The sequence below is a fragment of the Celeribacter sp. genome (genome assembly GCF_048270365.1).
Classification (GTDB): domain Bacteria; phylum Pseudomonadota; class Alphaproteobacteria; order Rhodobacterales; family Rhodobacteraceae; genus Celeribacter.
Genome location: NZ_JBLWTA010000014.1, coordinates 1 through 25497 on the forward strand (window position 1 = coordinate 1; position 25497 = coordinate 25497).

The window sequence follows — 25497 nt, forward strand, 5'->3', positions numbered from 1 at the left end:
GCCACCGAATGGCTCTGGTCCTACAACAATGAACGCCCGAACATGGGCAACGGCGGGATGACACCCGCACAGAAACTGAGAATGGCCGCGTAAATTCTACGACCAAGCCCCCGTAAAAACGGGGGGATTACCCCGGGCCTGTGATCTGGAGCTGCGTGCACCTGCAGGCGAAGACCCGACACTTATTCCCGCCACCAGCCTCAATTTTGTCGATGTGAGCCAGTATCTCGACTGGATCAATCGCCGTGCCCGGCATGAGTTTCGCCTGCCCACGATGGAAGAATGGGAATTCATGGCGAAGGATGTCCTGCCCGAAGAACCCGATCCGATTTTCACCGATCCGGAGCTGAGCTGGGCCTCGGCCTATCTCACCGAAGGCCTCGCCCCCCGGCGCCTGATGCAGCAGGGCAGTTTTTCGGTCAGCGCAGAAGGCATTGTCGATCTCGATGGCTCGGTCTGGGAGTGGACTGAGGATTGCTATGCGGGCGACGGCGGTGTGCCGATTGACCGCGACCGCTGCCCGGCGTTTTTTGCCGCGGGCGAACATATCGCCGCCATCCCTTACCTCGTCCGCGACCCGGCGCGCGGCGGCTGCGCCGTAGGAAGCCCGCCCGCGCATCTGGGCCTCAGACTGGTGTCGGATAAGGGCGTCGCAACGCGCCTTTTGAGGCGTTGGTGAGAGGCGGCGCGTGTCTTGGGGGCTTTGATGCCGATCCGCTCTTGCCAGGACAAAAGGTAAAAGGCGCAGGCCATCTGCGATAGAGAAGGGGTCGAAGAGGTGATCTTGCGCTGCCCAGCTGTTTGGCCGAAGTGTCAAAATTCGCGCGCACGCAATCTGCGCCTTGCGAGGTTCTCGTCGTCAATAGGGGCGGTGGGTCGGCTCAGTCCCTTCTCAGGGACCATCTCGACCTGCTGCGCGTCATCGATGTCGATGAAAATCTGACGGAGGGCGCCGCGCGCAATATTGGCGTTGATGCCAGCATGGCGGGCCATGTCGTCTTTCTGGAGGCGGGCGTCATGCCCATGCGCGATTGGGTGGAGCGCCTGCACGCCGCGCATCTCGAAGGCTACGCCGTCGTGCCCTCGTCTGTCCGACCGGAGGACGGGGCGTCAGAGGCGGCTTTGGCCTTTTGGCTCTGGCACTATGGCGCGGCTCTGCCGGTTGCCGATCTGTCCGAAGTCGAAGATCGCCCGCTGTCCTATGCGCGGTCTCTGTTCGATCACTTCGGGTATTTTCCGCCCGGGCGCGATGGCGGCTCAGCAAACCTGTTCAACGCGCGTCTGCTCCGCAAGGTCGAATTGGCGACAGATGCGGCGGCTGATCTGATCTATTCCTTCGCCTCCGACCCGCAAACGGCGGAGGATGCGCTGCGACAACATGCTCGAGCGAGGCAAGAGAACAGACATTTGCGGCGCTTGAGGCGGCGGGCTAAAGCGGTGCGCGCGTGTCATGTGAAATCTGTGTTTCATCTGTCATGAAAAACGCTTTAAAAATGGTCCTATGAGCATGTCTTTTTCTTCCGTGACGGATGTTTTGACCGCGGGCTTCGATACGATCATCGACGTGCGCGCGCCCTCGGAATTTGCCGAGGATCACATCCCCGGCGCGATCAACCTGCCGGTGCTGAGTGACGCGGAACGCGCCCGCGTCGGCACGATTTACACCCAGCAATCGCCCTTTCTCGCGCGCAAGCTCGGCGCCGCTTTGGTGGCGCGCAATGCTGCCACGCATATCGAGGGGCCTCTGGCCGAAAAAGAAGGCGGCTGGCGGCCCTTGGTCTATTGTTGGCGGGGTGGGCAGAGGTCGAATTCCTTCGCGATCATCCTGCGACAGATCGGCTGGCGGGTGGAGGTTCTGGACGGCGGGTATAAGACGTGGCGGCGGCTGGTGATCGGCATGCTACATGACACGCCTTTGCCGCATCGGCTCGTTTTGCTCGACGGCAACACCGGTACGGCCAAGACCGATCTTTTGCAGCGGGTGCGGGCGCTGGGCGGGCAGGTGCTCGATCTCGAAGATCTGGCGCAGCATCGCGGGTCGATCTTTGGCCCGATGGGCACGCAACCGGCGCAGAAGGGCTTTGAAAGTCGGTTGGCAGAGGTTTTGAGCCGTCTCGATCCCGAGCGGCCCGTTTTGGTCGAGGCGGAAAGCTCGCGCATCGGCGAGGTCACGATCCCGGCGCGGCTTTGGCGGGCGATGTGCGCGGCGCCTCGCATCGACGTGACGGCCTCTCTACCTGCGCGGGCCCGCTATCTGGCAGAGGCTTATAACGAGCTGACCGAGGATGTCCCAAAGATGCAGGCACGACTGAACCAACTGATCCCGCTTCAGGGCCATGAGCGGGTCAAAGCCTGGCGCGAAATGGCGGAACAGGGCGTGTTTGCGGCGCTGGCAGAGGTGCTGATGGGTCAGCATTACGACCCGCGCTATGAAAAATCCCGCGCCCGCCATGCGCCGGACGTCATTGCGGAGTTCGATCTTGGCGATCTGAGCATCGGCGCCCGAGACGACGTCGCAGCGCGGATCGTCAGCCTGTTGAAAACGCGCTGAAATTACGCCTCGACAACCAATCGCGGCGGGCCTTCGGTGATCTCCCCGATGATGGCCGCCTCATAGCCCGCCTCACGGAGCGCCGTCAGACATTTCTCCGCCCGCATCGGCGAGACGCAGGCCAAAAGCCCACCCGCCGTTTGCGGGTCGAACAATAGGTCGGTCTCTGGCGTCTCCGGTCCTTCAAATTCGGCGGCATAGACGCGGTTGGCCGGGAAAATCGTCGAGCGCAGGCCGGTCTCGGCAAGCGCGAGCGCACCGGGAAGACGCGGGACATCGCGCATCCGGATCACGGCGCCCACCTCGGAGGCGCGGCATATTCCCAAAAGATGCCCAGCCAATCCAAAGCCCGTGACATCGGTCATCGCATGGGCATTGTTTAAAATCCGCGCCGCTTCACCGGAGCTTTGCACCATAAACTTATAGGCGCGCTCCAGATCACGGCCATTCGCCATCATCTCCATCTCAGCGGCCAGCATCACGCCGGTGCCGATGGGTTTCGTGAGCAAAATATGATCCCCGGCCCGCGCGCCCTTGAGCGTGATCGGCTGATCCAAAAGCCCGGTGACGGTGAGCCCGATCGCCAGCTCTGCCCCCATCGCGGTGTGCCCGCCGATGATCTCTGCGCCTTCGGCCTCGAACACCTCGCGGGCGGTCTCCATGATCTCGGTGAGCCAGCTTTCCTGCAGGGCCTCGCTCATTTTCGGGAGCGTCACGGTGACCAAAGCGGCCTGCGGTGCCGCGCCCATCGCCCAGATGTCGCCAAGCGCGTGCGTGGCGGTGATCCTTGTCATCAGCACCGGGTCTTCGACAAAGGCACGGAGGTGATCGACGGAGGCGACCTGCCAAGTGTCGCCATGGGTCAAAAGCGCCGCGTCATCACCCGCGAGATGCAGCACGTCACGCCGCTTCGGGCCGGGATGCGCGCTCAACACTCGGTGGAGAATATCGCCGCCGACCTTGGCGCCGCAGCCCCCGCACATCGGCTTTTTGCCCTCGACCTCCTCGCGCAGCCCCTCAGCCACGGTGTCCGGCAGGGGGGGTGGCATCATGGCAGGCAAGTCCTTGAGTTTGCGCATGAAGGTCCGGTCGATGTGGTCTTTCCAACGCCACATCAAAGGCCCTTTGAGGCGCAGACCGGATTTGTCCGCCAGCGCCGCTTTGCCGCCAAGAGAGATCAGTTTGAGGTAGTCCTTTTGCGGATGATAAGCGCGCAGCCTTGCCGAAGAGCCTTGGCTCAAGCTCCGGCGCAGGTTGTCGAACAACACAGGCGCCTCGCGCACGGCATAGACTCCGGCCTTGGGGCGTGGATCATGGGACAGATGGGCGCAATCGCCAGCGGCGAAAATGCGCAGGTCGGAGCTTTGCAGGCTCTCATTTACGGTGATGAACCCCTCGGTCAGCTCAAGACCGGTGTCTTTCAACCAGCCATAAGGCCGCGCCCCCGCTGCGCCCAAGGTGAAGCGCGACGACAGAGTGGTGCCATCGGCAAAAAGCACCTCATCGGCGCGGACTTGGACGACCTGCGACTGTGGACGCAATTTGACGCCAGCCTTCGCCAGCGCGCCCATCACCGCATGGCGCGTGGCGGGGCGCATCTCTGTGAGAATTTCGCCATGATCAATCAGCCAGACCTGCGTGTTCGGGATCGTCTTGAGGTTCTGCGCCATGGCCATCGCCAGCTCGGCGCCTGCGACCCCGCCGCCGATCACGGCGACTTCGGGCGCGACCTCTCCGGCCAAGGCCTCTTTGCGAAACTGGTCCCAGCGACTGGCAAAGGCTTCGAGCGGCTTGGCGGGGATGCCGTGCTCGGCGAAGCCCGTCAGATCCGGCATGGCGGAGGTGATGCCGATGTCGATGGAGGCGATGTCATAGCGGATCGGCGGGCGGCCTTCGACATGGATCAGCCGCGCCTCGCGGTCTATCCCAGTGGCCCGGCCCAAGACCGCCCGCGCGCCCGCAAAGCGCGCCAATCGCAACAGGTCCAATTCCAAGTCTTCGCGGACATAATGCCCCGCCACAAACCCCGGCAGCATCCCGGAATAGGCAGCCACGGCGCCCGGATTGACCACGGTTACCCGCACACCCGGCAGCGGCCGCATACCCCAGCGTTTCAGGATCAGCGCATGGCTGTGCCCGCCGCCGATCAGGACAAGCTCTCGGGTCAGGGGCAGGGGGTGCATCGGCTCAGTCCTGTTGCGGCAAAAGGATATTGGCGAAAACCTGACTCGAAGTCCGTCCGTTGGCAAGGGTGCTGGACGCCGCATGCTGCACATGCCAAGATTGCGACCATGTTATGCACATCCTCCCCGTTTGAAGCGATGCGTGCCCAAGCGCGTCAGATTTTCCTCGAAGGCGTCGAAGCTGCCGATCCGGCCCATGCGGTCGAGGCGGCCTTGAAAGGGCGCCAATTCACCGATCCGCTGATCATCGCCGTTGGCAAGGCCGCGCGCACGATGGCGGAGGCGGCGATGAAACATGTGCCCGCCGAGACCGTGATCGTGGTCACCAATTACGAGAACGCCAAGCCTTTGGAGGGCGCCGAAGTCCGCGCCGCGGGTCACCCAGTGCCCGATGCCGAAGGGGCGCGCGCAGCTCTCCGTGTCGAAGAGGCGCTGTCCCATGCCAAAGGCGATGTGATCGCGTTGATTTCGGGCGGCGGCTCGGCGCTTTTGCCCGCGCCCGTGGTGGGCGTGTCCTTGGAAGACAAGGCGGAGGTGAACCGGCTTTTGCTCGCCTCGGGCGCCGACATCGTGACGATGAACCTCGTGCGCCAACAGCTCTCGCGTCTCAAAGGCGGCGGGTTGTTGCGGGCGGCGGCACCCGCGAAAGTCACGGCTTTGCTTTTGTCCGACGTGGTCTCTGACGATTTGCGTGCGATTGCCTCCGGGCCGACCGTTTCGCCTATTGGCACCCGCGAAGAGGCCGCGAAGGTGCTGCAAGACCTCGGGCTTTGGGAGAAACTGCCGCATTCCGTCTCCGCCTATCTGGCGCGCCCGCAGGCCGATCTGGGGGCATTGCCCGACAGCGAGGTCGCTCTCATCGGCTCGAACAAAATTTCTGTCGCGGCCATGGCTCGTACGGCGGGGCCTGAGGCGCAGGTCGATGAAACGCCTTTGGAGGGCGATGTGGCCGAGGCCGCGCAGTTTATTATGGATCGCGCACTTGCGGGCGGCGCGGGGACCTATCTGTTCGGTGGCGAAACCACGGTGAAACTCGTGGGCGACGGCATGGGCGGGCGCAATCAGGAGCTTGCGCTGCGTGTTGCGATGCTGGCCGAAAAAGCAGGGCTCACGGAGTTCGTGTTCCTCTCAGGCGGCACCGACGGGCGCGATGGGCCGACGGATGCGGCGGGCGGCCTGGTCGATCCCGGCACGCTGGACCGGATGCGCGCCGTGGGGCTCGACCCCAATGAGGTGGTGGGGCGCAACGACAGCTATCACGGGCTTCAGGCGGCGGGTGATTTGCTTCAAATCGGCGCGACGGGGACGAATGTGGCGGACCTTCAGGTCTTGATCCACAGGTGAATCCTGTTTCCTTGGCTGCGAAAAATACTCAATCTTAACGCGCGAACGAAAAGCCGTAGATCAGCTGGCGCAGGCCCAAGGAGGCGCCTGCGATGATCGCGGCGATGGTCACCGGCGCCGAATAGGCGAGGACGGAAAAGGCCGACAGCCCCTGTCCGACCGTGCAGCCAAAGGCCACCACTGCGCCCACGCCCATGAGTGCGGCGCCCATGATCTGGCGTTTCAATTCGCGCGGGTCTTCGCAGGCTTCCCAACGGAAATGCCCTTTGATCAGCGAGCCGATGGCCGCGCCCGCAAGCACGCCGATGACGGAACCAACGCCAAAGCCCGGTGAGGTGGCCGAGGAGGTCATGAGGTAGAAAAGCGTGTCGCCGATGGGCGCCGCGAAAGTATGGGAGACGACTTGCGTGGCCTCGAATGTGGCCTCGGACAACCACGCCGTGCCCGCCCAGCCGGAGGTGACAGCGAGACCGACGGCCACGCCCCAGAGGATGAGTTTACGTTCTGCGCGAAAGGCGCGGGACGACAGTGCCAAGGCCAGAAAAAGTACGCCGAAACCGAGGCCGGTGGCGACGATGGGCAGGCCGAGGCTTTGGCCCAAACCATGCGCCAGACCGGGCAGGGGGCCTTCGGCGGGGCGGGGCGGGAAGAGCGCGACACGCAGCGCCGCCAGAGGGCCGTTCAGCGTGATGTAGGAGGTGAGGCCCAGCACCAGAACGATGACGAAATTGCGCAGATCGCCGCCGCCCAGACGCGCCAGCGCGCCAAAGCCGCAATTGCCCGCCAGCGCCATGCCGTAGCCGAACACCAGCCCGCCAAAGATCGAGGCCAAGGGCGACCATGCGAGCGCGAGGTAGGGCGTTTTCGTGGGGTCGAAGAGGCCAAGTCCCATGAGGCTGAAACTGCCAATGAGGGCCACGCCCAAGGCCACGCCCCATTGCCGGGCGCGCAGGTCAGAGCCCTGATAGAGCGCGTCTTCGATGGCCCCCATGGAGCAAAACCGGCCCAGACGGGCGGCAAGTCCGAGGACCAGGCCTCCAAGCAGACCGATCAGGGCCGCAAGCAGCCCCGGTGCAACTGTGTCGAGCATGTCTCCTCCCCTGATGCCCGGCGCGTCTCTGTTTTGTGGGGGTCAGGCCTTTTTCGGGCCGCCGTTCCCCGAACAGAACATGTCGTAGATCACTTCGAGGATGCGTTTCGGGCGGTCATCCGTCAAAGAGTAGTAGATCGCCTTGCCTTCGCGGCGCGGCGTCACAAGGCCCTCAAGGCGGAGCCGGGCGAGCTGTTGGCTCACCGCGGCTTGACGCGCGGACAGAAGGTCTTCGAGTTCCGTGACGGATTTCTCGCCGGTCACCAGATGACACAGGATCATCAGCCGCCCCTCATGCGAGAGGGCTTTCAAAAGCTGCGATGCGTCGCAGGCGCTTGACATCATCACATCCAAGTCCTCTTCGGACATGTTTTCCGTGACGATTGGTAAAGGCGAATTCACTTTGTCCACCCCATGTTCCTCAAAGATATGACTCCCGTCTCTAAAAGGCGATTTGATCCATGATGGCGTCGATGCCTGCCTGCGCGCAGTCGGCATCGAGGTCCGGTCCGGGAGCGCCTGAGACTCCGATGCCTGCTACTATAGAGCCTGACGCCTCAATCACAAGACCGCCGCCAAGGGCCAGAGGTTCACTCAGCTCACGGATGCCTGCCATCATCTCGCCCGGCGCGGTCAATTCGCCCAGAGACAGCGTGTCGGTGCGAAATGACACGGCGGTCCAGGCCTTGCGACGGGCGGTTTCGAACACATGAAGCCCGGCGAAGCGGTCGCGCACGTAGACCTGCGGGATGCCAAAGCGGTCGACCACCATGACGCCAACCTGATAGCCCGCCTCACGGCAGCTTTCCATCGCGGCGATGGCGGCAGTTTGGGCGACTTCGGGTTTCAGCACCTGAAAGGTGACGAAGGCGTCGTCGTCTTGTGCGACGGCGGGTGTCGCCAAAACTGCGGCGCCCATATTGGCACTTAGCGCCATGATTTTAAAGAGTTTCATTCTTTCCTCCCTTGAATGTCCCTTATGTCCTGTCACTCGCCCGGCTGGACCTCCTGCGCCGGATCTCCCGTCGTGATCTCCTCGAAATCCGAATGATCGCGCAGCACCATGGTTAGCATGGTCCAGAACAATTCATCGCCCGCGTAGCCCTCGATCCGGCCCTGTTCCTCCCCGTCCTCCACGAGGATGAAGGTGGGCGTAAAGATCACCGGGCCTTTGAACGACAGGTCGTCTGGCATCGGCGCGCGCAGGTCCACCCGGCGCAGGGGCGCATACGCGCCCTCCGGCGTTTTCGGGTAAATCTCCGCGATCTCCGCGTTCCAGCGGGCGCAATAGGCACAGCCGTCTTGTTCCACCATCACCAGTTCCATCGAAGGCTCACTGGCGGTTGCGGGGAGAATCAGGGCGAATAGGGTGGCGACAATGGCCAGAATTCTTGTCAACATATCTCTACCGATTGACGGGTGCGACATAATCTACATAATTTGAATATATGAATGACACAAGCTTTGACGCGATCACCAGAGGGTGACAGGCGCCAAGCTTGCGGGGAAGAGGAGCCCCGCCCGGAGGCGCAGAGATGCGCACACCGGGGGTTGGCCCGAGAGATCGGTTTGGGAGGACCATATGCTGGACGTGACTTTTATTTCTGCCCTTTTGGGCGGGTTGGTGGTGTTTTTCTCCCCCTGTATTTTGCCGATCGTGCCGTTTTACCTGTCCTATATGGCGGGCACCTCGATGGCCGACATCAACGCGGAGGGCGAATTGGCGCCGGGCGCGCGCAAACGGGCGATCCTGTCGTCGGTGATGTTTTCTTTGGGGATCATCACGGTGTTCGTCCTTCTGGGCGCGGCGGCGTTTTCGCTCAGCCAGGCGTTTCGCAGCCATCAGGACATCTTTCGCATTGCGTCGGCCGCCATCGTCTTTGTCATGGGGCTGCATTTTCTGGGCGTGATCCGCATCGGGTTTCTCAACCGCCAGTTTCAGATGCAGGCGGGAGACACGCGCAATATGACGATCTGGTCGTCCTATATCGTCGGGCTGGCCTTTGCCGCCGGATGGACGCCTTGCGTTGGCGGTGTCTTGGTCGGCGTGGTGATGATGGCGTCGAATGAGGCGACCGCGATGCGCGGGCTGATCATGATGGTGGTCTTTGGTGTCGGCATGACCGCGCCCTTCGTGGTGGCCGCCGTCTTTATCAAACCCTTCCTCAAATTTGCGGCCAAATTCCGCCGCCATTTGCCGAAGGTCGAAAAGGTGATGGGGCTTTTCCTCATCCTCTTCGCTATATTGATCGTCACCAATTCGGTGAACGTGATTGCGGCGTGGATGTTGGAGACCTTCCCCTCTTTCGCGAACATCGGATCAAACGGGAGCCTGTAAAAATGTTTAAACTCGCACGACGCACTCTTTTGTCTCTGGGTCTGGCTGCCTTTGCCTTTCCCGCGCTGGCGGTGGAAATGGGCGATGACGGGCTGCACAAAACCGCGTGGCAGCGCGACACCTTCAAGGACCTGCGCGAGGATTTGGCCGAGGCCAATGCCGAAGGCAAACGTCTCTTGGTGATGGTCGAGCAGCGCGGCTGTATCTATTGCACCAAGATGCACGAAGAGGTTTACCCGGATCCTGAGATCACCCAGATGATCGAGGACAATTTCTTTGTCATCCAGATCAACATGTTCGGCGATGTCGAGGTGATTGATTTCGATGGCGAGGCCCTGCCGGAAAAGGACATGGTGCAGAAATGGGGCGCGCTGTTCACGCCGACGAATCTCTACTTCCCCGAAGAGGTGGCCGAAGGGGTCTCCGCCAAGGACGCGGCGGTGGCCACGGTGCCCGGCGCTTTTGGCAAATTGACGACCTACAACATGATGCAATGGGTGCTGGACCACGGCTATGAGGGCGATGAGCCCTTTCAGAAATACCATGCGCGTCAAGTGGTTAAGCAACAAGAAGAGGGCGTGCTAAACGTCAGCGAATGATATATGTTAGCGTGTAAAAGGTGCTGCAGTGCAGAATAATTCAATTATTTGAATTTGTCTCTTGCCCTGCGACAGAATGGCACGCTACGGTATGCAAAACAAACAACGCAGATATGCGGAAATGTAAGCACAGTCTTTTAGGGAGGAGACATGAAACGCATCGCAACCTGTCTTGTTGCACTCGGTCTGAGCACCGGTGCGGCATTGGCCGAAACGGCCCCCGGCGACGTTCAGTTCGACGACTACGGCGCGATTGAGGCCTCTCTGACCGGCACGCCGGGCAACGCGGAAGAAGGGCGCAAGATCCTGACCACGAAATCCATGGGCAACTGTGTGTCCTGTCATGCCGCCGACGCCTATGCCGATGTGCCGTTCCACGGCGAAGTCGGCCCCTGGCTCGATGGCGCGGGCTCGCGCTGGTCTGCGGCCGAGTTGCGTGGTCTTGTGGTCAACGCCAAGATGACCTTCGAGGGCACTGTGATGCCGGCCTTTTACAAGGTCGACGGTTTCACCCGTCCGGGTGATGCCTACACGGGCAAGGCCGCGTCGGCCGATCTGCCGCCGATCCTCTCGGCCCAGCAGGTCGAGGATGTGGTCGCCTATCTGATGACGCTGACGGACGAGTGATCTCCCGTCGGATCCTGACACTTAGAACTTAGGAGCAAACCATGAATCTCACACGACGTGACGCTCTGGCTCTGGGCCTTGGTGCGACCGCGGCGGCGTTTATGCCGCTGAGTGCGACCGCCGCCGCCGAAGACGCCATCGCCGCATTCACTGGGGGTGCCGAGGCGGGCGCGGGCGATCTGACCCTGACCGCGCCGGAGATCGCCGAAAACGGCAACACCGTGCCGATCGCGGTCAATGCGCCGGGCGCCACCTCCATCGCGGTGTTCGCCACCGGCAACCCGACACCCGAAGTGGTTGTGTTCAACTTCGGTCCGCTGGCAGGCAGCCAGGCGGCCTCGACCCGCATCCGTCTCGCTGGCACGCAAGACGTTGTGGCGGTCGCGAAAATGGCCGACGGCTCTTTCGTGCAGACCTCCGCGACGGTCAAGGTGACCATCGGCGGCTGCGGCGGCTAACCCGATTTTTTAGGAGACAAAGACAATGGCATCTGGTGTCAAACCCCGCGTGAAAGTCCCCAAATCGGCCTCTGCCGGTGAGGTGATCACGATCAAAACCCTGATTTCCCACCCGATGGAATCCGGCCAGCGCAAAGACAGCGATGGCAATGTCATTCCGCGCTCGATCATCAACCGTTTCACCTGTGAGTTTAACGGGCAGAGCGTGGTCGATGTGACGCTGGAACCGTCGATTTCGACCAACCCCTATATCGAATTCGATGCGACTGTGCCCGAGGCCGGTGAATTCAAATTCACCTGGTACGATGACGACGGCTCCGTCTACGAGGATGCAAAAGCGATCGAAATCGCCTGATCCAAGACCGCAAGCGCGCCCCGCCAAAGATGCGGGGCGCGCCAGCCAACTCTAGGGAGGAGATAACGCATGAAAATCAATAAAATGCTCAGCACTGCGGCGGCTTTGACGGCGTTTGCGATCGCAACACCTGTGCTGGCGGATGAAGACGCGGAGCTGGTGATCAACGGCGAGATCGAGATCGTGACCAAGACGGCTGCGCCTGCGCATCTCGACGGTCATCTGAGCGAGATCATGTCCGGCTGGCGCTTCCGTTCGGATGACACGCAGGCCATGGAGATGGACGATTTCGACAATCCCGGCATGCTGGGGGCCGAAGCCGGGTTCGATCAGTTCGAAACTGTGATGGGGGCCGAGGGCAAATCCTGCATGGATTGCCACGACGGCGTCGAAAGCCTCGCGAATGTGCGTCCGACCTATCCGAAATGGAACGACGACAAAGAACAGGTTTACACCATCCAGATGCAGATCAACGACTGTCTGACAGAACAGATGGGCGCTGAGGCGCAGAAATACGACAGCGGGATGATGTTGAACTTCGAAGCGGCTTTGGCCTCTGTGGCGCGTGGCATGCCGATGAATGTCGCCATCGACGGCCCGGCCCAGTCGACTTGGGAGCAGGGCAAGGAGATGTATTACACCCGCTACGGTCAGCTCGATCTATCATGTGCCAACTGCCACGAGCAGAACTACGGCAACATGATCCGTGCCGACCATCTGAGCCAAGGTCAGACCAATGGTTTCCCGGCCTATCGTCTGAAAAACGCCAAGCTCAACGGCGCGCATAGCCGGTTCAAAGGGTGTATCCGGGACACTCGCGCGGAGACCTTCAACGCAGGGTCGCCGGAATTTGTGGCGCTTGAACTTTATGTGGCGTCGCGTGGCAACGGCCTCTCGGTCGAAGGCCCTTCTGTTCGCAACTGATCTTTGACAGGGCCCCGCTTTGTGGTGAGCGGGGCTTTGTTTCTCTCAATATATTCAAATTTGCGCATGAAACCTTGGGAAATACTCAGGTTTTCTGCGTCCGACAACGGAGTTCGAGCATGATTTCACGTCGTGATTTCCTTCAGGTGTCCATGGCCGCCTCGGCTATGGTGGGCGCCTCCGGCTTTGGCAACTGGGCGCGTCTCGCGGCGCAGCAGGCGCTGACGCAGGATCAGCTTTTGGAGTTCGACACTTTCGGCAACGTCTCCCTGATCCATGTCACCGACATTCATGCGCAACTCAAACCGATCTATTTCCGCGAGCCGGAGATCAACATTGGCGTGGGCGGGAACAAGGGCGCTGTGCCGCATGTGACGGGCGCGGAGTTCCGCAAACTTTACGGCATCGAGGACAATTCTCCCTCGGCTTATGCTTTGAGCTACAATGATTTTTCCGCCTTGGGCAAAGCCTACGGCAAGGTCGGCGGTCTTGATCGTGTGGCCACCGTGATCAATTCGATCCGCGCTGCGCGGCCTGATGCGCTTTTGCTCGATGGCGGCGACACATGGCACGGCTCCTACACCTGCTACCACACGGCAGGCCAGGATATGGTCAATGTGATGAATGCGCTGAAACCCGATGCGATGACCTTCCATTGGGAGTTCACGCTTGGCTCCGATCGCGTGCGCGAAGTGGTGGCCGATCTGCCCTTTGCGGCTCTGGGCGCGAATATTTTCGATGCCGAATGGGACGAACCGGCGGAGGATTTCGCGCCTTATAAGTTCTTTGAACGTGGCGGTGTGAAGATCGCTGTCATCGGCCAGGCTTTCCCCTATATGCCCATCGCCAACCCCGGCTGGATGTTCCCGGAATACTCCTTTGGCATTCGCACCGAGCGGATGCAGGAGGTCGTGGACGAGGTGCGCGGGATGGGCGCGGAGCTGGTCGTTCTGCTGTCGCACAATGGGTTCGACGTGGACAAGAAGATGGCGAGCCTCGTGAGTGGCATCGACGTTGTGCTTTCGGGGCACACCCATGACGCGCTGCCGGAACCGGTTCTGGTGGGTGAGACGATCATCATTGCCTCGGGGTCCAACGGCAAATTTGTTTCGCGCGTAGATTTGGACGTGCGCGATGGCCGCATGATGGGCTTCCGCCACAAGTTGATCCCAATCTTCTCCGATGTAATTGAGCCGGACAAAGAGGTCTCCGCGCTGATCAATGAACAACGCGCACCTTATGAGGAAGCGATGGGCGAGGTGATCGGCCAGACCGACAGCCTCTTGTACCGTCGCGGCAATTTCAACGGCACTTGGGACGATCTGATCTGTGACGCGCTTTTGAGTGAGCGGGAGGCGGATATTGCGATGTCTCCGGGCGTGCGTTGGGGGCCGAGCCTCCTGCCGGGGGATAATATCACCCGCGAAGACATCTGGAACGCCACCTCGATGACCTACGGCAAGGCCTACCGGAGCGAGATGACCGGCGAGTTCATCCATACGATCATGGAAGACGTGGCCGACAACATCTTTAACCCCGATCCCTATTACCAACAGGGCGGCGACATGGTGCGGATGGGCGGTCTTGGTTACCGCATCGACATCACCAAGCCGCAGGGCGAGCGGATTTCTGAGCTGACGCTCTTGAAAACCGGCGAGAAACTCGACCCGGCGAAGAATTACGTCGTGGCGGGCTGGGCCTCCGTGAATGAGGGCACCGAAGGGCCGCAGATCTGGGATGTGGTGGAGGATCACATTCGCAAACAGGGCACCGTCACGGTCGCGCCGAACACTTCGGTCGAGGTCATCGGCGCCTGAAACCGGACCTGACATCTGCCGCTCTGACCCCAGTTGGAGCGGTTTTTATACAATGAATTCATTCACATAAGAGAATGATGGAATTCATGCGAAGCATGCACATCGGAAGGGAGACACGAGAGATGAGTGAGACCCAAAACGACAACACGGGCACCGGCCAGGGGACAAGCCGTCGCGCGTTTCTACGCGGCGCGGCGGCCACTGGCGTGGGGCTGGCGGCGAGCCAGGCTGCCGCCGAAGGTCCCGATCCGCTGATCACGGAAAAGCAAGACTGGGCGATGAGCCTCGGTGAAGGCGTCGATGAAACGCCCTATGGTCTGCCGATCAAATATGAGAGCGATGTCATTCGCCGCAACGTGCCGTGGCTGACCGCCGATCCGATCTCTTCGATCAACTTCACGCCGATCCATGCGCTCGACGGCACGATCACGCCGCAGGGCTGTGCCTTTGAGCGGCACCACTCCGGCGCGATTGAGTTGAAAAAAGAAGACTATCGTCTGATGATCAACGGCTTGGTCGATACGCCGCTGGTCTTTACTTACGAAGACCTCGAACGCTTCCCACGGGTGAACAAGACCTTTTTCCTCGAATGCGCGGCCAACACCGGCATGGAATGGGCGGGCGCGCAATTGAACGGCTCGCAATTCACCCATGGCATGATCCACAACATGGAATACACCGGCGTCACGCTGCGCACTCTGTTGGAGGAGGCGGGGCTCGACGCTGCGGGCGATCTGGCGGACAAATGGGTCTATGTCGAGGGCGCGGATGCCTCCTCGAACGGGCGGTCTATTCCGATGGAAAAGGCGCTCGACGATTGCATGATCGCGTTCAAGGCCAATGGCGAAGCGCTGCGCATGGAGCATGGCTATCCGGTGCGTCTGGTCGTTCCCGGTTGGGAAGGCAACATGTGGGTGAAATGGCTGCGCCGGATCGAAGTCACAGCCCAAGCCATTGAATCCCGTGAGGAAACCTCGAAATACACCGACACTCTGGCGGATGGCACCTCGCGCAAATGGACCTGGGTTATGGATGCGAAATCCGTGGTGACCTCGCCCAGCCCGCAGATGCCGATCAGCCATGGCAAGGGGCCTTTGGTGATCACGGGCCTCGCGTGGTCGGGCCGTGGGTCCATCACCGGCGTCGATGTGTCGAAAGACGGCGGCAAGACCTGGGAGAAAGCGCGTCTGGCCAACCCGGGCGCCCCGATGGCGCTGACGCGGTTCTATCTTGATACCACTTGGGACGGCGAAGAGATGCTCTTGCAGAGCCGCGCCCATGACGACACGGGCTATGTTCAGCCGACCAAAGCGCAGCTCAGAGAGGTGCGCGGCGAGAACTCCGTCTATCACAACAACTGTATCCAAACCTGGCATGTCAAATCGAACGGGGAGTCGGAAAATGTCGAAGTTTCTTCCTAAACTGATCCTCACCACCGCGCTCTCTGCGACACTGGCGATGCCGGCTTTCGCGGAGAAACTCGGCCTCGGCCGCGCGGCTCTGCCCGAAGAAATCGCCGCGTGGAACCACGATATTTCGCCCAATGGTGACGGGCTTCCCATCGGCTCCGGATCGGTCGAAGATGGCGAGATGATCTTCTCTGAGAACTGCGCCGTTTGCCACGGTGAATTCGCGGAAGGTGTTGATAACTGGCCCAAATTGGCGGGTGGGGATGGAACGCTGGCGGATAAGGACCCGCTGAAAACCGTGGGCTCTTACTGGCCCTATCTGTCCACTGTCTATGACTATGTCCGTCGCTCGATGCCCTTCGGCGCGGCGCAGACCATGACGGACGACGATGTCTATGCGATCACCGCCTATATCCTCTATTCGAACTACATCGTTGAGGATGATTTCGTGCTCTCGAACGAGAATTTCCTCGAGGTCGAGATGCCGAATGCCGAAGGGTTCATCACCGATGATCGCGCCGAGACGGAATACACGATCTTCACCGAAGACAACGCCTGTTACGAGAACTGCAAGGAGACGGTCGAGATCACCAAACGTGCGACCGTTCTGGACGTGACGCCGGAGGAGACCACGCAACCCGCCGCCGAACCTGTCGCGGACGAGACGGTTCAGGTCGCGATGGCCGAAGAGGCCCCCGCAGAGGAGGCGCCTGTCGAGGTTGCCGCAGTGGCGTTTGACGAGGCGCTGGCCGCCGAGGGCGAGGGCGTGTTCAAAAAGTGCAAAGCCTGTCACCAAGTGGGCGAGGGCGCCAAGAACCGCACCGGGCCTGTTCTCAACGGTGTGCTCGGCGCCACCATCGGCCATGTGGAAGATTTCAAATATTCCAATGACTTCCTGGATGCGCGTGAGGAAGGGTTCACCTGGACCGAAGAGAACCTGACCGCCTATCTGCATCGACCTAAAGCGATGTTCCCACGGACCAAAATGTCCTTCGCTGGCTTGAAAAGCGACGACGATATTGCGGCGGTGATTGAATATCTGAAGGCCACGACGCAGTAGGCGTGGACAGGATCGGTAAGGGGCGGCTATCGGGCCGCCCTTTTTTCGTGGTAGGATAAAACCCGGGAGGATGTTCACTATGAAAACATTGTTCAAAACTGTCGCGCTTGCCTTGACTTGTGCAACGCCAGCCACGCCAGCATTGGCAAACGACCAAGCGATCACCTTTGACTATGACGGCACCTTCGAGGACGCGACTTTCGCGGTTGAGGATGCCATCGTCTCGAAAGGTCTCGTGATCGACTACCGCTCGCACACCGGCGAGATGCTGGAGCGGACGAAAGCGGATGTCGGCTCCGATGTGACGATTTTCGACGCGGCGGATGTGTTCCTGTTCTGCTCGGCGGTTGTGTCGCGGCAAGTGATGGAGGCCGATCCCGGCAATATCGTGCATTGCCCCTATTCGATCTACGTCGCGGATCGTGCGGGCCAGGTCACGATCGGCTTTCGCGATTATCCCGACGGGCCGATGCAGGCGGTCGAAGATTTGCTGACAGAGATTGTCGAAGAGGCCACGAGCTTTTAAATATTCCTTCTGACGATGGAAGGGATAAAAGATGGATTGGATCGATCGGTTTGCGGGGCTCTCGACATTGGAGCCCAAGGTGCGCGCGCGTCTCGTGGCGCAGTCGCAGATCATTCATCTGGCCGCGGGAACAGTTTTGTTTGGCCCCGGCAAAAGCCCCGAAAACCTGTTGATGCTGATCGAGGGCACGGTGCGGGTGCAGCAGACCACCGAAGCGGGGCGCGAGATCGTGCTTTACCGCGTACATGCGGGGGAGAGTTGTGTGATGACCACGGCCTGCCTTCTGGCCTATGAGGACTATAGCGCCGAGGGTATTGCCGAGACTAAAATCGATGCCGTCGCCATCCCGCGCCGGGTGTTTGACGATCTGGTCGCCACCTCGCAGAGTTTCCGCAATTTCGTGTTTTCCGCCTATTCGCGCCGGATCACCGATCTGTTCCATGTGATCGAAGAGATTGCGTTTCAAAAGATCGATATTCGGCTGGCGCAGAAGCTGTTGGAGCTGACCAACGGAGGGCCTGTTTTGAAGGCGACGCATGCGCAACTGGCGGCAGAACTGGGGTCAGCGCGCGAGGTGATTTCGCGTCAGTTGCAGGAATTCCAACGCCGCGGATGGGTTCAAACCGCCCGCGGCGAGGTCAAATTGACGGACCGCGAGGCGCTGGACGCGCTCGCGCATTCCGGCTGATTTATTTTGTCTTGCAGGTGTTGATCCCGAGGATCGAGTACAGCACGCAGCTTTGCATCAGCCCGGTGGCCAGCGGGATGATCCCGATCAGATAGAGCCAGCGCATGGACGCATCGGCGTTCAGGAAGAACCCGAGGATAAGCGCAAGGCCGACAACGATGCGCAGGATGCGGTCGATGCCGCCGACATTTTTTTTGAGCATGGAACTCTCCATTGGTGAACCTAGGGATAAGTTACTGCTCCGCGCGTTCGCCTGTCTGTAACAAACTCACATCCAGCGCATAGGATAGACGGTTTTTCTCTAAACCATAGACAACTGGAAGAATGTTCGATTTGTGCAAAATAAAAGCGGGGCCTCGCATGAGACCCCGCAAGATGGTTCGAAAAGAGACAGTTTAGTCCATCGCTTTGAAGTTCAGAGCGACCCCGTCCTTGATGCCGGAGAACCAGCGGGCGGTGACTTTTTTCGTCTTGGTGTAGAATTTGAACGCGTCCGGGCCGTATTGGTCGAGATCGCCAAAAGCGGATTTTTTCCAGCCGCCGAAGGAGAAGTATGACAGCGGCACAGGGATCGGGAAGTTGATGCCGACCATGCCCACATCGACGCGGGCGGCAAAGTCACGCGCGGTGTCGCCATCGGCGGTGTAGATCGCGGTGCCGTTGCCATATTGGTTGTCGAGGATCAGGTTAAGCGCGTCCTCGTAGCTGTCCATCCGCACGGTGGAAAGCACCGGGCCAAAGACCTCTTCCTTGTAGATGTCCATGTCCGGGGTGACGTTGTCGAACAAGGTCGGACCCACGAAATAACCGTTTTCATAGCCCTGGATTTTCATGCCACGACCATCGGTCAAAAGCGTCGCGCCCTGGTCCACACCGGAGGTGATGAGGCTCTCGATGCGCTCTTTCGCTTGGGCGGTGATCACAGGACCGTAATCCGTGTCGTCACCGGCGGTGTAGGGGGCCACTTTGAGTTTCTCGATCTTCGGCACCAGCTTTTCGATCAGACGATCTGCGGTTTCTTTGCCGACAGGCACGGCGACGGAAACGGCCATGCAGCGTTCGCCCGCGGCGCCAAAACCGGCCCCAACCAGCGCATCGGCGGCCTTGTCCAGATCGGCGTCAGGCATGATGATCATGTGGTTTTTCGCGCCACCGAAACATTGCGCGCGCTTGCCGTTGGTGGCGGCGCGACCGTAGATATATTGCGCGATGGGCGTAGAGCCGACAAAGCCCACGGCCTGAATGGTTTCATTGTCGAGGATCGCGTCCACGGCCTCTTTGTCACCATGCACAACCTGCAAGATACCATCGGGCAGACCGGCCTGTTGGATCAACTCCGCGAGCATCAGAGACGTCATCGGCGTGCGCTCGGACGGCTTCAGGATCATCGCATTGCCGGAGGCAATAGCGGGCGCCATTTTCCAAAGCGGGATCATCGCCGGGAAGTTGAAGGGCGTGATGCCCGCGACGACGCCAAGCGGTTGGCGGATGGAATAGAGATCAATGCCGGGACCCGCGTCGCCGACGAATTCACCTTTGAGCAAAGCCGGCGCGCCCATGCAGACCTCGACGACTTCGAGGCCACGCTGCACATCGCCTTTCGCGTCGGGGAGCGTCTTGCCGTGTTCGCGCGACAGGCATTCGGCCAGCGCGTCCATGTTCTCGTTGATCAACTGTCCGAATTTCATGAACACGCGGGCACGGCGCTGCGGGTTCACCTTGGCCCATTCCTTTTGGGCAACGGCGGCTTTTTCGACCGCATCGGCCAGCTCGGCAGGCGTGGCGAGCGGCACTTTGGCGATCACCTCGCCGGTGGCCGGATTGCGCACTTCGGAGAAGCGGCCGGACGTGCCTGCGACATGGGTGCCGTTGATGAAATGTTTGAGCTCTTGCATGGAAACCTCCTGATCTTTCGCGGGAGTTTAACTTTGCGTTTTTGTCTATAAAAGAGAGAAGATTTCAAAAACATTTTGCGTTTTTGCAATGGTGCGTGTTTGTTCGCACCCGTTCAGTCACGAGTGTCGCATGGGTAAGTTACAATAAGACTGCGAGGCGAAGGCGATGAATTGGGATGATTTTCGGGTGTTTCTGGCGGTGGCGCGCACGGAAAGCCTGTCGGGAGCGGGGCGACAATTAAAGATCGACCCGGCCACGGTGGGGCGGCGCATCGCGCGGCTCGAAGAGGGGCTGGGCGCGCCTTTGTTTGCCAAATCCCCGCAGGGTTATGAGCTGACGCGGGACGGCGGGCGGCTTTTGGCCCATGCGGAGGCGGCGGAGCAGGCGGTGTCCTTGGGTCTCGATGATCTGTCCGGCGATGGCGACGAACAGCTTAAGGGCGTGATCCGCATCGGCGCGCCGGATGGCTGTGCGAACTATGTGCTGCCGCGCGTTGTGGCGCGAATCGCAGAGGAACATCCCGATCTCGAGGTGCAGATCATTGCGCAGCCGCGGCTTTTCAGCCTGTCGAAACGCGAGGTCGATCTTTATGTCAGCGTCTCTCCGCCAAGTTCCGGGCGTTTGCTGGTGCAGAAGATCACCGACTATCACCTCTCGCTCGCGGGCATGCGTTGGTATCTGCGCCAGCACGAGGACATCGTGACGCGAGAGGATCTGAAACGTCACAAATTGGTTGGCTATGTGCCCGATCTGATTTTCGACAAGGAACTCGACTATCTTGAGGAAATCGGCGCCAGCGAGGCTGAATATACGTCGAATTCCGTCTCCGTGCAGCTCAACATGATCCGGGCGGGGCTGGGCGTGGGGGTCGTGCACGACTTTTGCCTGTCCTATGTGAGCCGCATGGTGCGTGTGCTGCCCGAGGAAGTACGGCTCAAACGCGCCTTCTATCTGGTGCGCCATGCGGATGACCGCAAAGTCGAACGCTTGTCGCGGTTTTCCGAGGTTTTGTGCCAAAGCATGCGTGAGGTGGTCGAAGAGCTTGAACGCGAAGCTTGACAGAGTGTCGCAGGCAGTGAACCCTAACATCAGGGAGAGACAGGAAAAACGCGCGACGGCGCATCAGATATTTTAGGGAGGACACATGATCGTAGGACAGATTCTGAAAGCCAAGGCCATCGACGAGACCATCACCATTCGGCCGGACATGACCGTGGGCGAGGCGGCAAATCTTTTGTCGAGCCGCAAGATCGGTGCGGTGATCGTCGCGACGGATCCGAAGCACCCCGAAGGCATTCTGTCGGAGCGTGACATCGTGCGCGAGCTGGGCAAGACCGGCAGCGAGGTTCTGGCCCATAAGGTGTCGGATTTCATGACCCGAAAGCTGGTGTCCTGTCGGCCCGACGATACGGCGCTGGCCGTGTTGGAGCGGATGAGCACGGGGCGCTTCCGCCACATGCCGGTGATGAGCGATGGCGAGATGATCGGTCTCGTGTCCATCGGCGATGTGGTCAAGGCGCGGCTGGAACAGCTTGCGATGGAGAACAAATCGCTCGAAGGCATGATCATGGGGCATTAAGGCCCTGAGAGTCATGGTGGTTGCCGGGCTTGCAAAGAAATTATGACATGTATCGGGGCGTTCGCGCCCCAATACGTCCCAAGCCTCTTGATTTCGCATCTGCAATATTGTTGCGTGCGCAGAACGAAGAGGAGGAGATCACCCCATGCGTATCGGTTTGTACCCCGGCACATTCGACCCGGTAACCCACGGCCATGGCGATATCATTCGCCGGGCTTGTGCTTTGGTGGATCGTCTGGTGATCGGCGTCGCGATCAACCGCGACAAGGGGCCGTTGTTCAGCCTCGAAGAGCGCGTCGAGATGCTCACAGAGTACACCGCGGGTCTGGCGTCCGACACGGGATGCGAGATTGTGGTGCATCCGTTCGAGAACCTGTTGATCCAATGCGCGCGCGATGTGAATGCCTCCATCATCATTCGCGGCCTGCGCGCCGTGGCGGATTTCGAGTATGAATATCAGATGGTTGGCATGAACCGCGCGCTCGACAGCAAGATCGAGACCGTGTTCCTCATGGCCGATGCGCGACATCAGGCGATTGCCTCGAAGCTGGTGAAAGAGATCGCGCGTCTCGATGGCGACATCTCCAAATTCGTCGCCCCCGAGGTCGAAGCGCGGCTTTTGGCCAAGTTCAAAGCCTGAAGGTTTCAGACGGGAGACATGAAAACGCCCCGCAGGAGGAGGACTGCGGGGCGTTTTTGTGCGTGATTTCTATATCTTATCCGTAGATCGCGTCATGCGCCATTTGGCGGGCGCGGATCTCGTCGATGTTCAGGTCGGCTTTGACCTTGGCCGAAAGGCCGTCGAGTTCGGCGAGTGTGCGGCGATAAGCGGCCCGTTTGCGGGCGGCGGTGGCGAGGGAGGTAAGCGTTTTCATGATGCCGTTCCTTTGGGTCCAGTCTGCGTTTTCTGACCCCTATATGCGCCCAGATTAGCGCTAACACCAATGCCGGTTCGCCAAGATCGTTATGCGTTTTGCGCATGGGCCACATCTCTTGCGCAAAGACCACCCTGCGATTGACCGTGCCTTGCGGCCTCCGAAAGGTTCCGCCGCACATGTTCCCCTTCGCACCGGATTTAGACCTATGGATTTGCACGACTGGATGATTTTCTTTGCCACCGTTCTGGGGGTGTCTTTCATTCCGGGGCCCAGCACGCTTGTGGCGTTTGCCCATGGGGCGAATTACGGCTGGGGGCGCTCCGCCTATACCGCTTTTGGCAACTGTACGGCCTCCATTTTGCAGGCTGCCGCGGCCTCTGCGGGACTGGGTCTGGTCATTGCAAGTTCGGCAGTTCTCTTTGCGGCGATCAAATATGTCGGGGCGGCCTATCTTGTTTACACCGGGATTCGGATGTGGCGCAGTGCGGCTGACCAGATGTCGTTGCAGCCAGCCGATCGGGAACCGCGCGCGACGCCCCGAAAATTGTTCGCGGAAGGGTTCACGGTTGCGCTGAGCAATCCGAAAGCCATCGCCTTCTTCACGGCGCTTTTTCCGCAATTTCTGTCCTCGACTGGGAATAGTTGGGCCGAGCTTTCGACGATGGTGGGCCTCGTCGGGCTTGGCGCCTTTGCGGTCGCCTGGAGCTATGGCGGCCTTGGTGCATGGGTGCACGGCTTGCAGCTGTCGAAGGCGTTTATGTCCAGATTGTATAAAACCACCGGCGGCTTGTTTGTGGCCAGTGGGATCGGTCTGGCCGTCTCACGCAATTAAGATGGTCGCCAAAGGGTCTTTGAGGCGAGGCTCAGGGCCGGGTCTCAGAACGCCGGGATCACCCCGATCGCGACGAAGCCATTGAGCACCGCATCCACGGCGACGGCGGCCAAAATCATCCCCATGACGCGGGACACGATGGCCGCCCCGGTTTCACCAATGGCCCGCAGGATCGGTTGCGCGGCCAAGAGGATCACGAGGGTGATCAAAAGCACGACGACCATGATCGCGGCGGTCATGGCCTGGTGGGCAACGGAAAAGCGGTCGTTGTCGGTGAGCATGACCACGGCCAGCATCGCACCGGGCGAGGCGATGGAGGGCATGGCGAGCGGAAAGACGGAGACGCGACGGGCCTGAGCCTGTTGATCGCTGCGGGGCTTTTCGACTTGGGCGGTTTCGAGCGAGGGTTTGCCGTCGCCGAAGATCATCGTGAGCGCAAAGAGGAACAGGACCAGCCCGCCTGCGATCTGGAAGGAGGGGAGGCCGAGGCCGAGTGCTTCGAGCACCGCCTGTCCAAGGAGCACGAAGGCCAGCAGGATGACAAAAGCGATGACCACGGCACGCGCCGCCGCCATGCGCGACAGGCGCGGCGCGAGGCCTGCTGTTGCGGCGATAAAGACGGGCAGGGTGCCGATCGGGTCGATGACAACCCAAAGCGTGATGAACTCGCTGAGAATGGTGGAAAAGCTGGGCATGGGTACTTTGGCTGAGCGGGTGGGGGAAGGGCGTTATAGACAGCAGATAACATGCGTTTGGGCGGGAACAAGAGGCTCTCTGCCTGTACAGCGCGAAAGCGGACAGAATGCTTAAAAAAACGCCCCGGAATTCTCCGGGGCGTCTCCTTCTCCCGTTCGCGCGGGATAACTTATGAGGTTTTTAGAGGAACTTGCTCATGGCGACAGCCGTATCGGCCATACGGTTCAAAAGCTCCGACGCAGGCGGAGCTTTCCCCCCGCCGCGTCAGCGTGCCTCAGAGGAACTTGCTCATGGCGACAGCCGTATCGGCCATACGGTTCGAGAAGCCCCATTCGTTGTCATACCAGGTCAGAATGCGGCACATGGTGCCTTCCATGACTTTGGTCTGATCGGTGTGGAAGATCGAGCTGTGCGGATCGTGGTTGAAATCCGAGGACACCAGCTTGCGGTCGGTGAAGCCGAGGATGCCTTTGAGCGGGCCGTTTGCGGCAGCGCGGATTTTCTCGTTGATCTCTTCGACGGTCGTGTCGCGGGCGGCCTCGAAGGTCAGGTCAACGACAGAGACGTTCGGGGTCGGCACGCGGATCGCGACACCGTCGAGCTTGCCGGCCAGTTCCGGGAGCACCAGACCCACGGCTTTTGCGGCACCCGTGGAGGTCGGGATCATCGACAGGGCGGCGGCGCGGGCTCGATACAGGTCTTTGTGCATCGTGTCGAGCGTCGGCTGGTCACCGGTGTAGCTGTGGATCGTGGTCATGAAACCTTTGACGATGCCAATCTCGTCGTTCAGCACTTTGACGACCGGCGAGAGGCAGTTGGTGGTGCAGGAGGCGTTGGACACAACGATGTCATCGGCGGTCAGCACGTCGTCGTTCACGCCGAAGACGATGGTCTTGTCGGCGCCAGCGGCGGGGGCGGAGACCAGAACGCGTTTGGACCCGTTCTTGAGGTGCAGGGCGGCTTTTTCCTTAGCGGTGAAAATACCGGTGCACTCCAGCGCAATGTCCACATCGCCCCAGGGCAGATCTTCGGGGTTGCGGATGGCGGTTACCTTGATCGGACCACGACCGGCGTCGATGGTGTCTTCGGTGAATTTCACCTCGACCGGGAAACGGCCATGCACACTATCGAACTGCAAGAGATGGGCATTGGTTTCCACCGGGCCCAGATCGTTGATCGCCACCACCTCGACATCGGTCCGGCCCGATTCGATGATGGCGCGCAATACGTTACGCCCGATACGCCCAAATCCATTGATTGCAACTTTCACGGCCATGTCAGCACCTCCTTGACGCGATGGCTGGTGAGAGAACGGGGAGGGTGTTCTCTCGCTCATAATATCTTTGGGCCGGTTACCAGCCCTCTGATTGACATCAGTTCCACACTGTTAGCGCTACCTGATAGGGAACGCCATGAAAAACCTCAAATCAGCGCCAGAACGCCATCCAATGGATCAACCGCAGGATTTCCTTGGCCAGAAAGAGCGATCCCGCCCCTCCCGTGAGGCCAAAATCCAAACCGAGCGCGATCACGATTACGATGGCAAGCCCGACGGCGATTGAGTTGGTCATGTTCTACGCTTTTGTCTGTCTTGCAGGCACAATGCGTCAGAGGTGTGAAGAAAAAAAGGGGGCAGATCAAAAAAAG

Annotated in this window: 30 protein-coding genes; 19 read left to right on the forward strand and 11 right to left on the reverse strand. The window is 60.3% G+C overall.

Translation table 11 applies throughout. The features are described from left to right. Positions 1-151 precede the first annotated feature (151 nt). From ACN0X0_RS17000 to mnmH, 3 genes are all read left to right on the forward strand, one after another. Positions 152-679: a formylglycine-generating enzyme family protein gene (locus tag ACN0X0_RS17000; RefSeq protein ID WP_417280190.1), complete on the forward strand. Its 528-nt coding sequence runs from the start codon at positions 152-154 to the stop codon at positions 677-679. 131 nt (positions 680-810) lie between these two features. After that, positions 811-1479 (forward strand): glycosyltransferase family 2 protein, encoded by a 669-nt coding sequence (locus ACN0X0_RS17005; protein WP_417280129.1) that lies wholly within the window; start codon positions 811-813, stop codon positions 1477-1479. A gap of 22 nt (positions 1480-1501) precedes the next feature. Next, positions 1502-2551 (forward strand): tRNA 2-selenouridine(34) synthase MnmH, encoded by a 1050-nt coding sequence (gene mnmH / locus ACN0X0_RS17010; protein WP_417280130.1) that lies wholly within the window; start codon positions 1502-1504, stop codon positions 2549-2551. A gap of 2 nt (positions 2552-2553) precedes the next feature. On the opposite strand, the gene selD is transcribed toward mnmH, so the two are convergent. Then, positions 2554-4734, reverse strand: coding sequence for a selenide, water dikinase SelD (gene selD, locus ACN0X0_RS17015; protein WP_417280131.1), 2181 nt, complete (start codon positions 4732-4734; stop codon positions 2554-2556). 108 nt (positions 4735-4842) lie between these two features. Here selD and ACN0X0_RS17020 point away from each other — a divergent pair, with 108 nt between their 5' ends. Beyond that, positions 4843-6078 (forward strand): glycerate kinase type-2 family protein, encoded by a 1236-nt coding sequence (locus tag ACN0X0_RS17020; RefSeq protein ID WP_417280132.1) that lies wholly within the window; start codon positions 4843-4845, stop codon positions 6076-6078. Between the two features lie 34 nt (positions 6079-6112). Here the strand turns inward: ACN0X0_RS17020 and ACN0X0_RS17025 are convergent, their stop codons facing one another. From ACN0X0_RS17025 to ACN0X0_RS17040, 4 genes are all read right to left on the reverse strand, one after another. Beyond that, positions 6113-7168 carry a YeeE/YedE family protein gene (locus ACN0X0_RS17025; RefSeq protein ID WP_417280133.1) on the reverse strand — a complete coding sequence of 352 codons (1056 nt, stop codon included), beginning with the start codon at positions 7166-7168 and terminating at the stop codon, positions 6113-6115. 42 nt (positions 7169-7210) lie between these two features. Then, on the reverse strand, positions 7211-7537 hold the full coding sequence (locus ACN0X0_RS17030; RefSeq protein WP_226553308.1) for an ArsR/SmtB family transcription factor: 327 nt from the start codon (positions 7535-7537) through the stop codon (positions 7211-7213). A gap of 73 nt (positions 7538-7610) precedes the next feature. Beyond that, the gene (locus ACN0X0_RS17035; RefSeq protein WP_417280134.1) at positions 7611-8123 is read right to left on the reverse strand and encodes a GlcG/HbpS family heme-binding protein; all 513 of its coding nucleotides are present in this window, start codon (positions 8121-8123) and stop codon (positions 7611-7613) included. Between the two features lie 32 nt (positions 8124-8155). Next, positions 8156-8569, reverse strand: a complete 414-nt coding sequence (locus ACN0X0_RS17040; protein WP_417280135.1) for a hypothetical protein — start codon at positions 8567-8569, stop codon at positions 8156-8158. A 181-nt stretch (positions 8570-8750) separates the two neighbouring features. Here ACN0X0_RS17040 and ACN0X0_RS17045 point away from each other — a divergent pair, with 181 nt between their 5' ends. The 11 genes from ACN0X0_RS17045 (at position 8751) to ACN0X0_RS17095 (ending at position 17969) form a co-directional block, all read left to right on the forward strand. Then, on the forward strand, positions 8751-9506 hold the full coding sequence (locus tag ACN0X0_RS17045) for a cytochrome c biogenesis CcdA family protein (protein ID WP_417280136.1): 756 nt from the start codon (positions 8751-8753) through the stop codon (positions 9504-9506). Positions 9507-9508: 2 nt separating this feature from the next. Beyond that, on the forward strand, positions 9509-10105 hold the full coding sequence (locus ACN0X0_RS17050; protein WP_417280137.1) for a thioredoxin family protein: 597 nt from the start codon (positions 9509-9511) through the stop codon (positions 10103-10105). Between the two features lie 150 nt (positions 10106-10255). Continuing rightward, positions 10256-10732 (forward strand): sulfur oxidation c-type cytochrome SoxX, encoded by a 477-nt coding sequence (soxX, locus tag ACN0X0_RS17055; protein WP_417280138.1) that lies wholly within the window; start codon positions 10256-10258, stop codon positions 10730-10732. 41 nt (positions 10733-10773) lie between these two features. After that, positions 10774-11190, forward strand: a complete 417-nt coding sequence (gene soxY, locus ACN0X0_RS17060; RefSeq protein WP_417280139.1) for a thiosulfate oxidation carrier protein SoxY — start codon at positions 10774-10776, stop codon at positions 11188-11190. Positions 11191-11215: 25 nt separating this feature from the next. After that, positions 11216-11545, forward strand: a complete 330-nt coding sequence (gene soxZ / locus ACN0X0_RS17065) for a thiosulfate oxidation carrier complex protein SoxZ (protein WP_226553229.1) — start codon at positions 11216-11218, stop codon at positions 11543-11545. A gap of 69 nt (positions 11546-11614) precedes the next feature. Continuing rightward, entirely contained in the window at positions 11615-12469 is an 855-nt protein-coding gene (gene soxA, locus ACN0X0_RS17070; protein WP_417263614.1) for a sulfur oxidation c-type cytochrome SoxA, read from the forward strand. A 119-nt stretch (positions 12470-12588) separates the two neighbouring features. Beyond that, positions 12589-14286 (forward strand): thiosulfohydrolase SoxB, encoded by a 1698-nt coding sequence (soxB, locus tag ACN0X0_RS17075; protein ID WP_417280140.1) that lies wholly within the window; start codon positions 12589-12591, stop codon positions 14284-14286. Between the two features lie 122 nt (positions 14287-14408). Continuing rightward, on the forward strand, positions 14409-15707 hold the full coding sequence (gene soxC / locus ACN0X0_RS17080) for a sulfite dehydrogenase (RefSeq protein ID WP_417280141.1): 1299 nt from the start codon (positions 14409-14411) through the stop codon (positions 15705-15707). Further along, positions 15688-16755, forward strand: coding sequence for a c-type cytochrome (locus ACN0X0_RS17085; RefSeq protein ID WP_417280142.1), 1068 nt, complete (start codon positions 15688-15690; stop codon positions 16753-16755). The genes soxC and ACN0X0_RS17085 overlap by 20 nt, the downstream gene beginning before the upstream one ends. A 79-nt stretch (positions 16756-16834) precedes the next feature. Continuing rightward, positions 16835-17281 carry a DUF302 domain-containing protein gene (locus ACN0X0_RS17090; RefSeq protein WP_417280143.1) on the forward strand — a complete coding sequence of 149 codons (447 nt, stop codon included), beginning with the start codon at positions 16835-16837 and terminating at the stop codon, positions 17279-17281. Positions 17282-17312: 31 nt separating this feature from the next. Then, complete coding sequence (locus ACN0X0_RS17095) at positions 17313-17969, forward strand: Crp/Fnr family transcriptional regulator (protein WP_417280144.1); 657 nt, start codon at positions 17313-17315, stop codon at positions 17967-17969. Position 17970: 1 nt separating this feature from the next. Here the strand turns inward: ACN0X0_RS17095 and ACN0X0_RS17100 are convergent, their stop codons facing one another. Together ACN0X0_RS17100 and ACN0X0_RS17105 are read right to left on the reverse strand one after the other, a co-directional pair. Beyond that, on the reverse strand, positions 17971-18171 hold the full coding sequence (locus ACN0X0_RS17100; protein ID WP_417280145.1) for a DUF2892 domain-containing protein: 201 nt from the start codon (positions 18169-18171) through the stop codon (positions 17971-17973). Positions 18172-18364: 193 nt separating this feature from the next. Beyond that, positions 18365-19864 (reverse strand): CoA-acylating methylmalonate-semialdehyde dehydrogenase, encoded by a 1500-nt coding sequence (locus tag ACN0X0_RS17105; RefSeq protein ID WP_417280146.1) that lies wholly within the window; start codon positions 19862-19864, stop codon positions 18365-18367. 166 nt (positions 19865-20030) lie between these two features. Here ACN0X0_RS17105 and ACN0X0_RS17110 point away from each other — a divergent pair, with 166 nt between their 5' ends. The 3 genes from ACN0X0_RS17110 (at position 20031) to coaD (ending at position 22084) form a co-directional block, all read left to right on the forward strand. Next, positions 20031-20924, forward strand: a complete 894-nt coding sequence (locus tag ACN0X0_RS17110) for a LysR family transcriptional regulator (protein WP_417280147.1) — start codon at positions 20031-20033, stop codon at positions 20922-20924. A gap of 85 nt (positions 20925-21009) precedes the next feature. After that, positions 21010-21444, forward strand: coding sequence for a CBS domain-containing protein (locus ACN0X0_RS17115; protein ID WP_417263623.1), 435 nt, complete (start codon positions 21010-21012; stop codon positions 21442-21444). Between the two features lie 145 nt (positions 21445-21589). Beyond that, on the forward strand, positions 21590-22084 hold the full coding sequence (gene coaD, locus ACN0X0_RS17120) for a pantetheine-phosphate adenylyltransferase (RefSeq protein ID WP_417280148.1): 495 nt from the start codon (positions 21590-21592) through the stop codon (positions 22082-22084). A 76-nt stretch (positions 22085-22160) separates the two neighbouring features. Here the strand turns inward: coaD and ACN0X0_RS17125 are convergent, their stop codons facing one another. Continuing rightward, the gene (locus ACN0X0_RS17125; protein ID WP_417263625.1) at positions 22161-22319 is read right to left on the reverse strand and encodes a hypothetical protein; all 159 of its coding nucleotides are present in this window, start codon (positions 22317-22319) and stop codon (positions 22161-22163) included. 208 nt (positions 22320-22527) lie between these two features. Between ACN0X0_RS17125 and ACN0X0_RS17130 the strand changes: the two genes are divergently transcribed. Beyond that, on the forward strand, positions 22528-23154 hold the full coding sequence (locus ACN0X0_RS17130; protein WP_417280149.1) for a LysE family translocator: 627 nt from the start codon (positions 22528-22530) through the stop codon (positions 23152-23154). Positions 23155-23198: 44 nt separating this feature from the next. On the opposite strand, the gene ACN0X0_RS17135 is transcribed toward ACN0X0_RS17130, so the two are convergent. From ACN0X0_RS17135 to ACN0X0_RS17145, 3 genes are all read right to left on the reverse strand, one after another. Further along, positions 23199-23849, reverse strand: coding sequence for a MarC family protein (locus tag ACN0X0_RS17135; protein WP_226553243.1), 651 nt, complete (start codon positions 23847-23849; stop codon positions 23199-23201). 275 nt (positions 23850-24124) lie between these two features. Beyond that, positions 24125-25126: a type I glyceraldehyde-3-phosphate dehydrogenase gene (gene gap / locus ACN0X0_RS17140; RefSeq protein ID WP_417263626.1), complete on the reverse strand. Its 1002-nt coding sequence runs from the start codon at positions 25124-25126 to the stop codon at positions 24125-24127. Positions 25127-25277: 151 nt separating this feature from the next. Beyond that, positions 25278-25421, reverse strand: a complete 144-nt coding sequence (locus ACN0X0_RS17145) for a glyceraldehyde-3-phosphate dehydrogenase (RefSeq protein WP_226553245.1) — start codon at positions 25419-25421, stop codon at positions 25278-25280. Positions 25422-25497 lie beyond the last annotated feature (76 nt).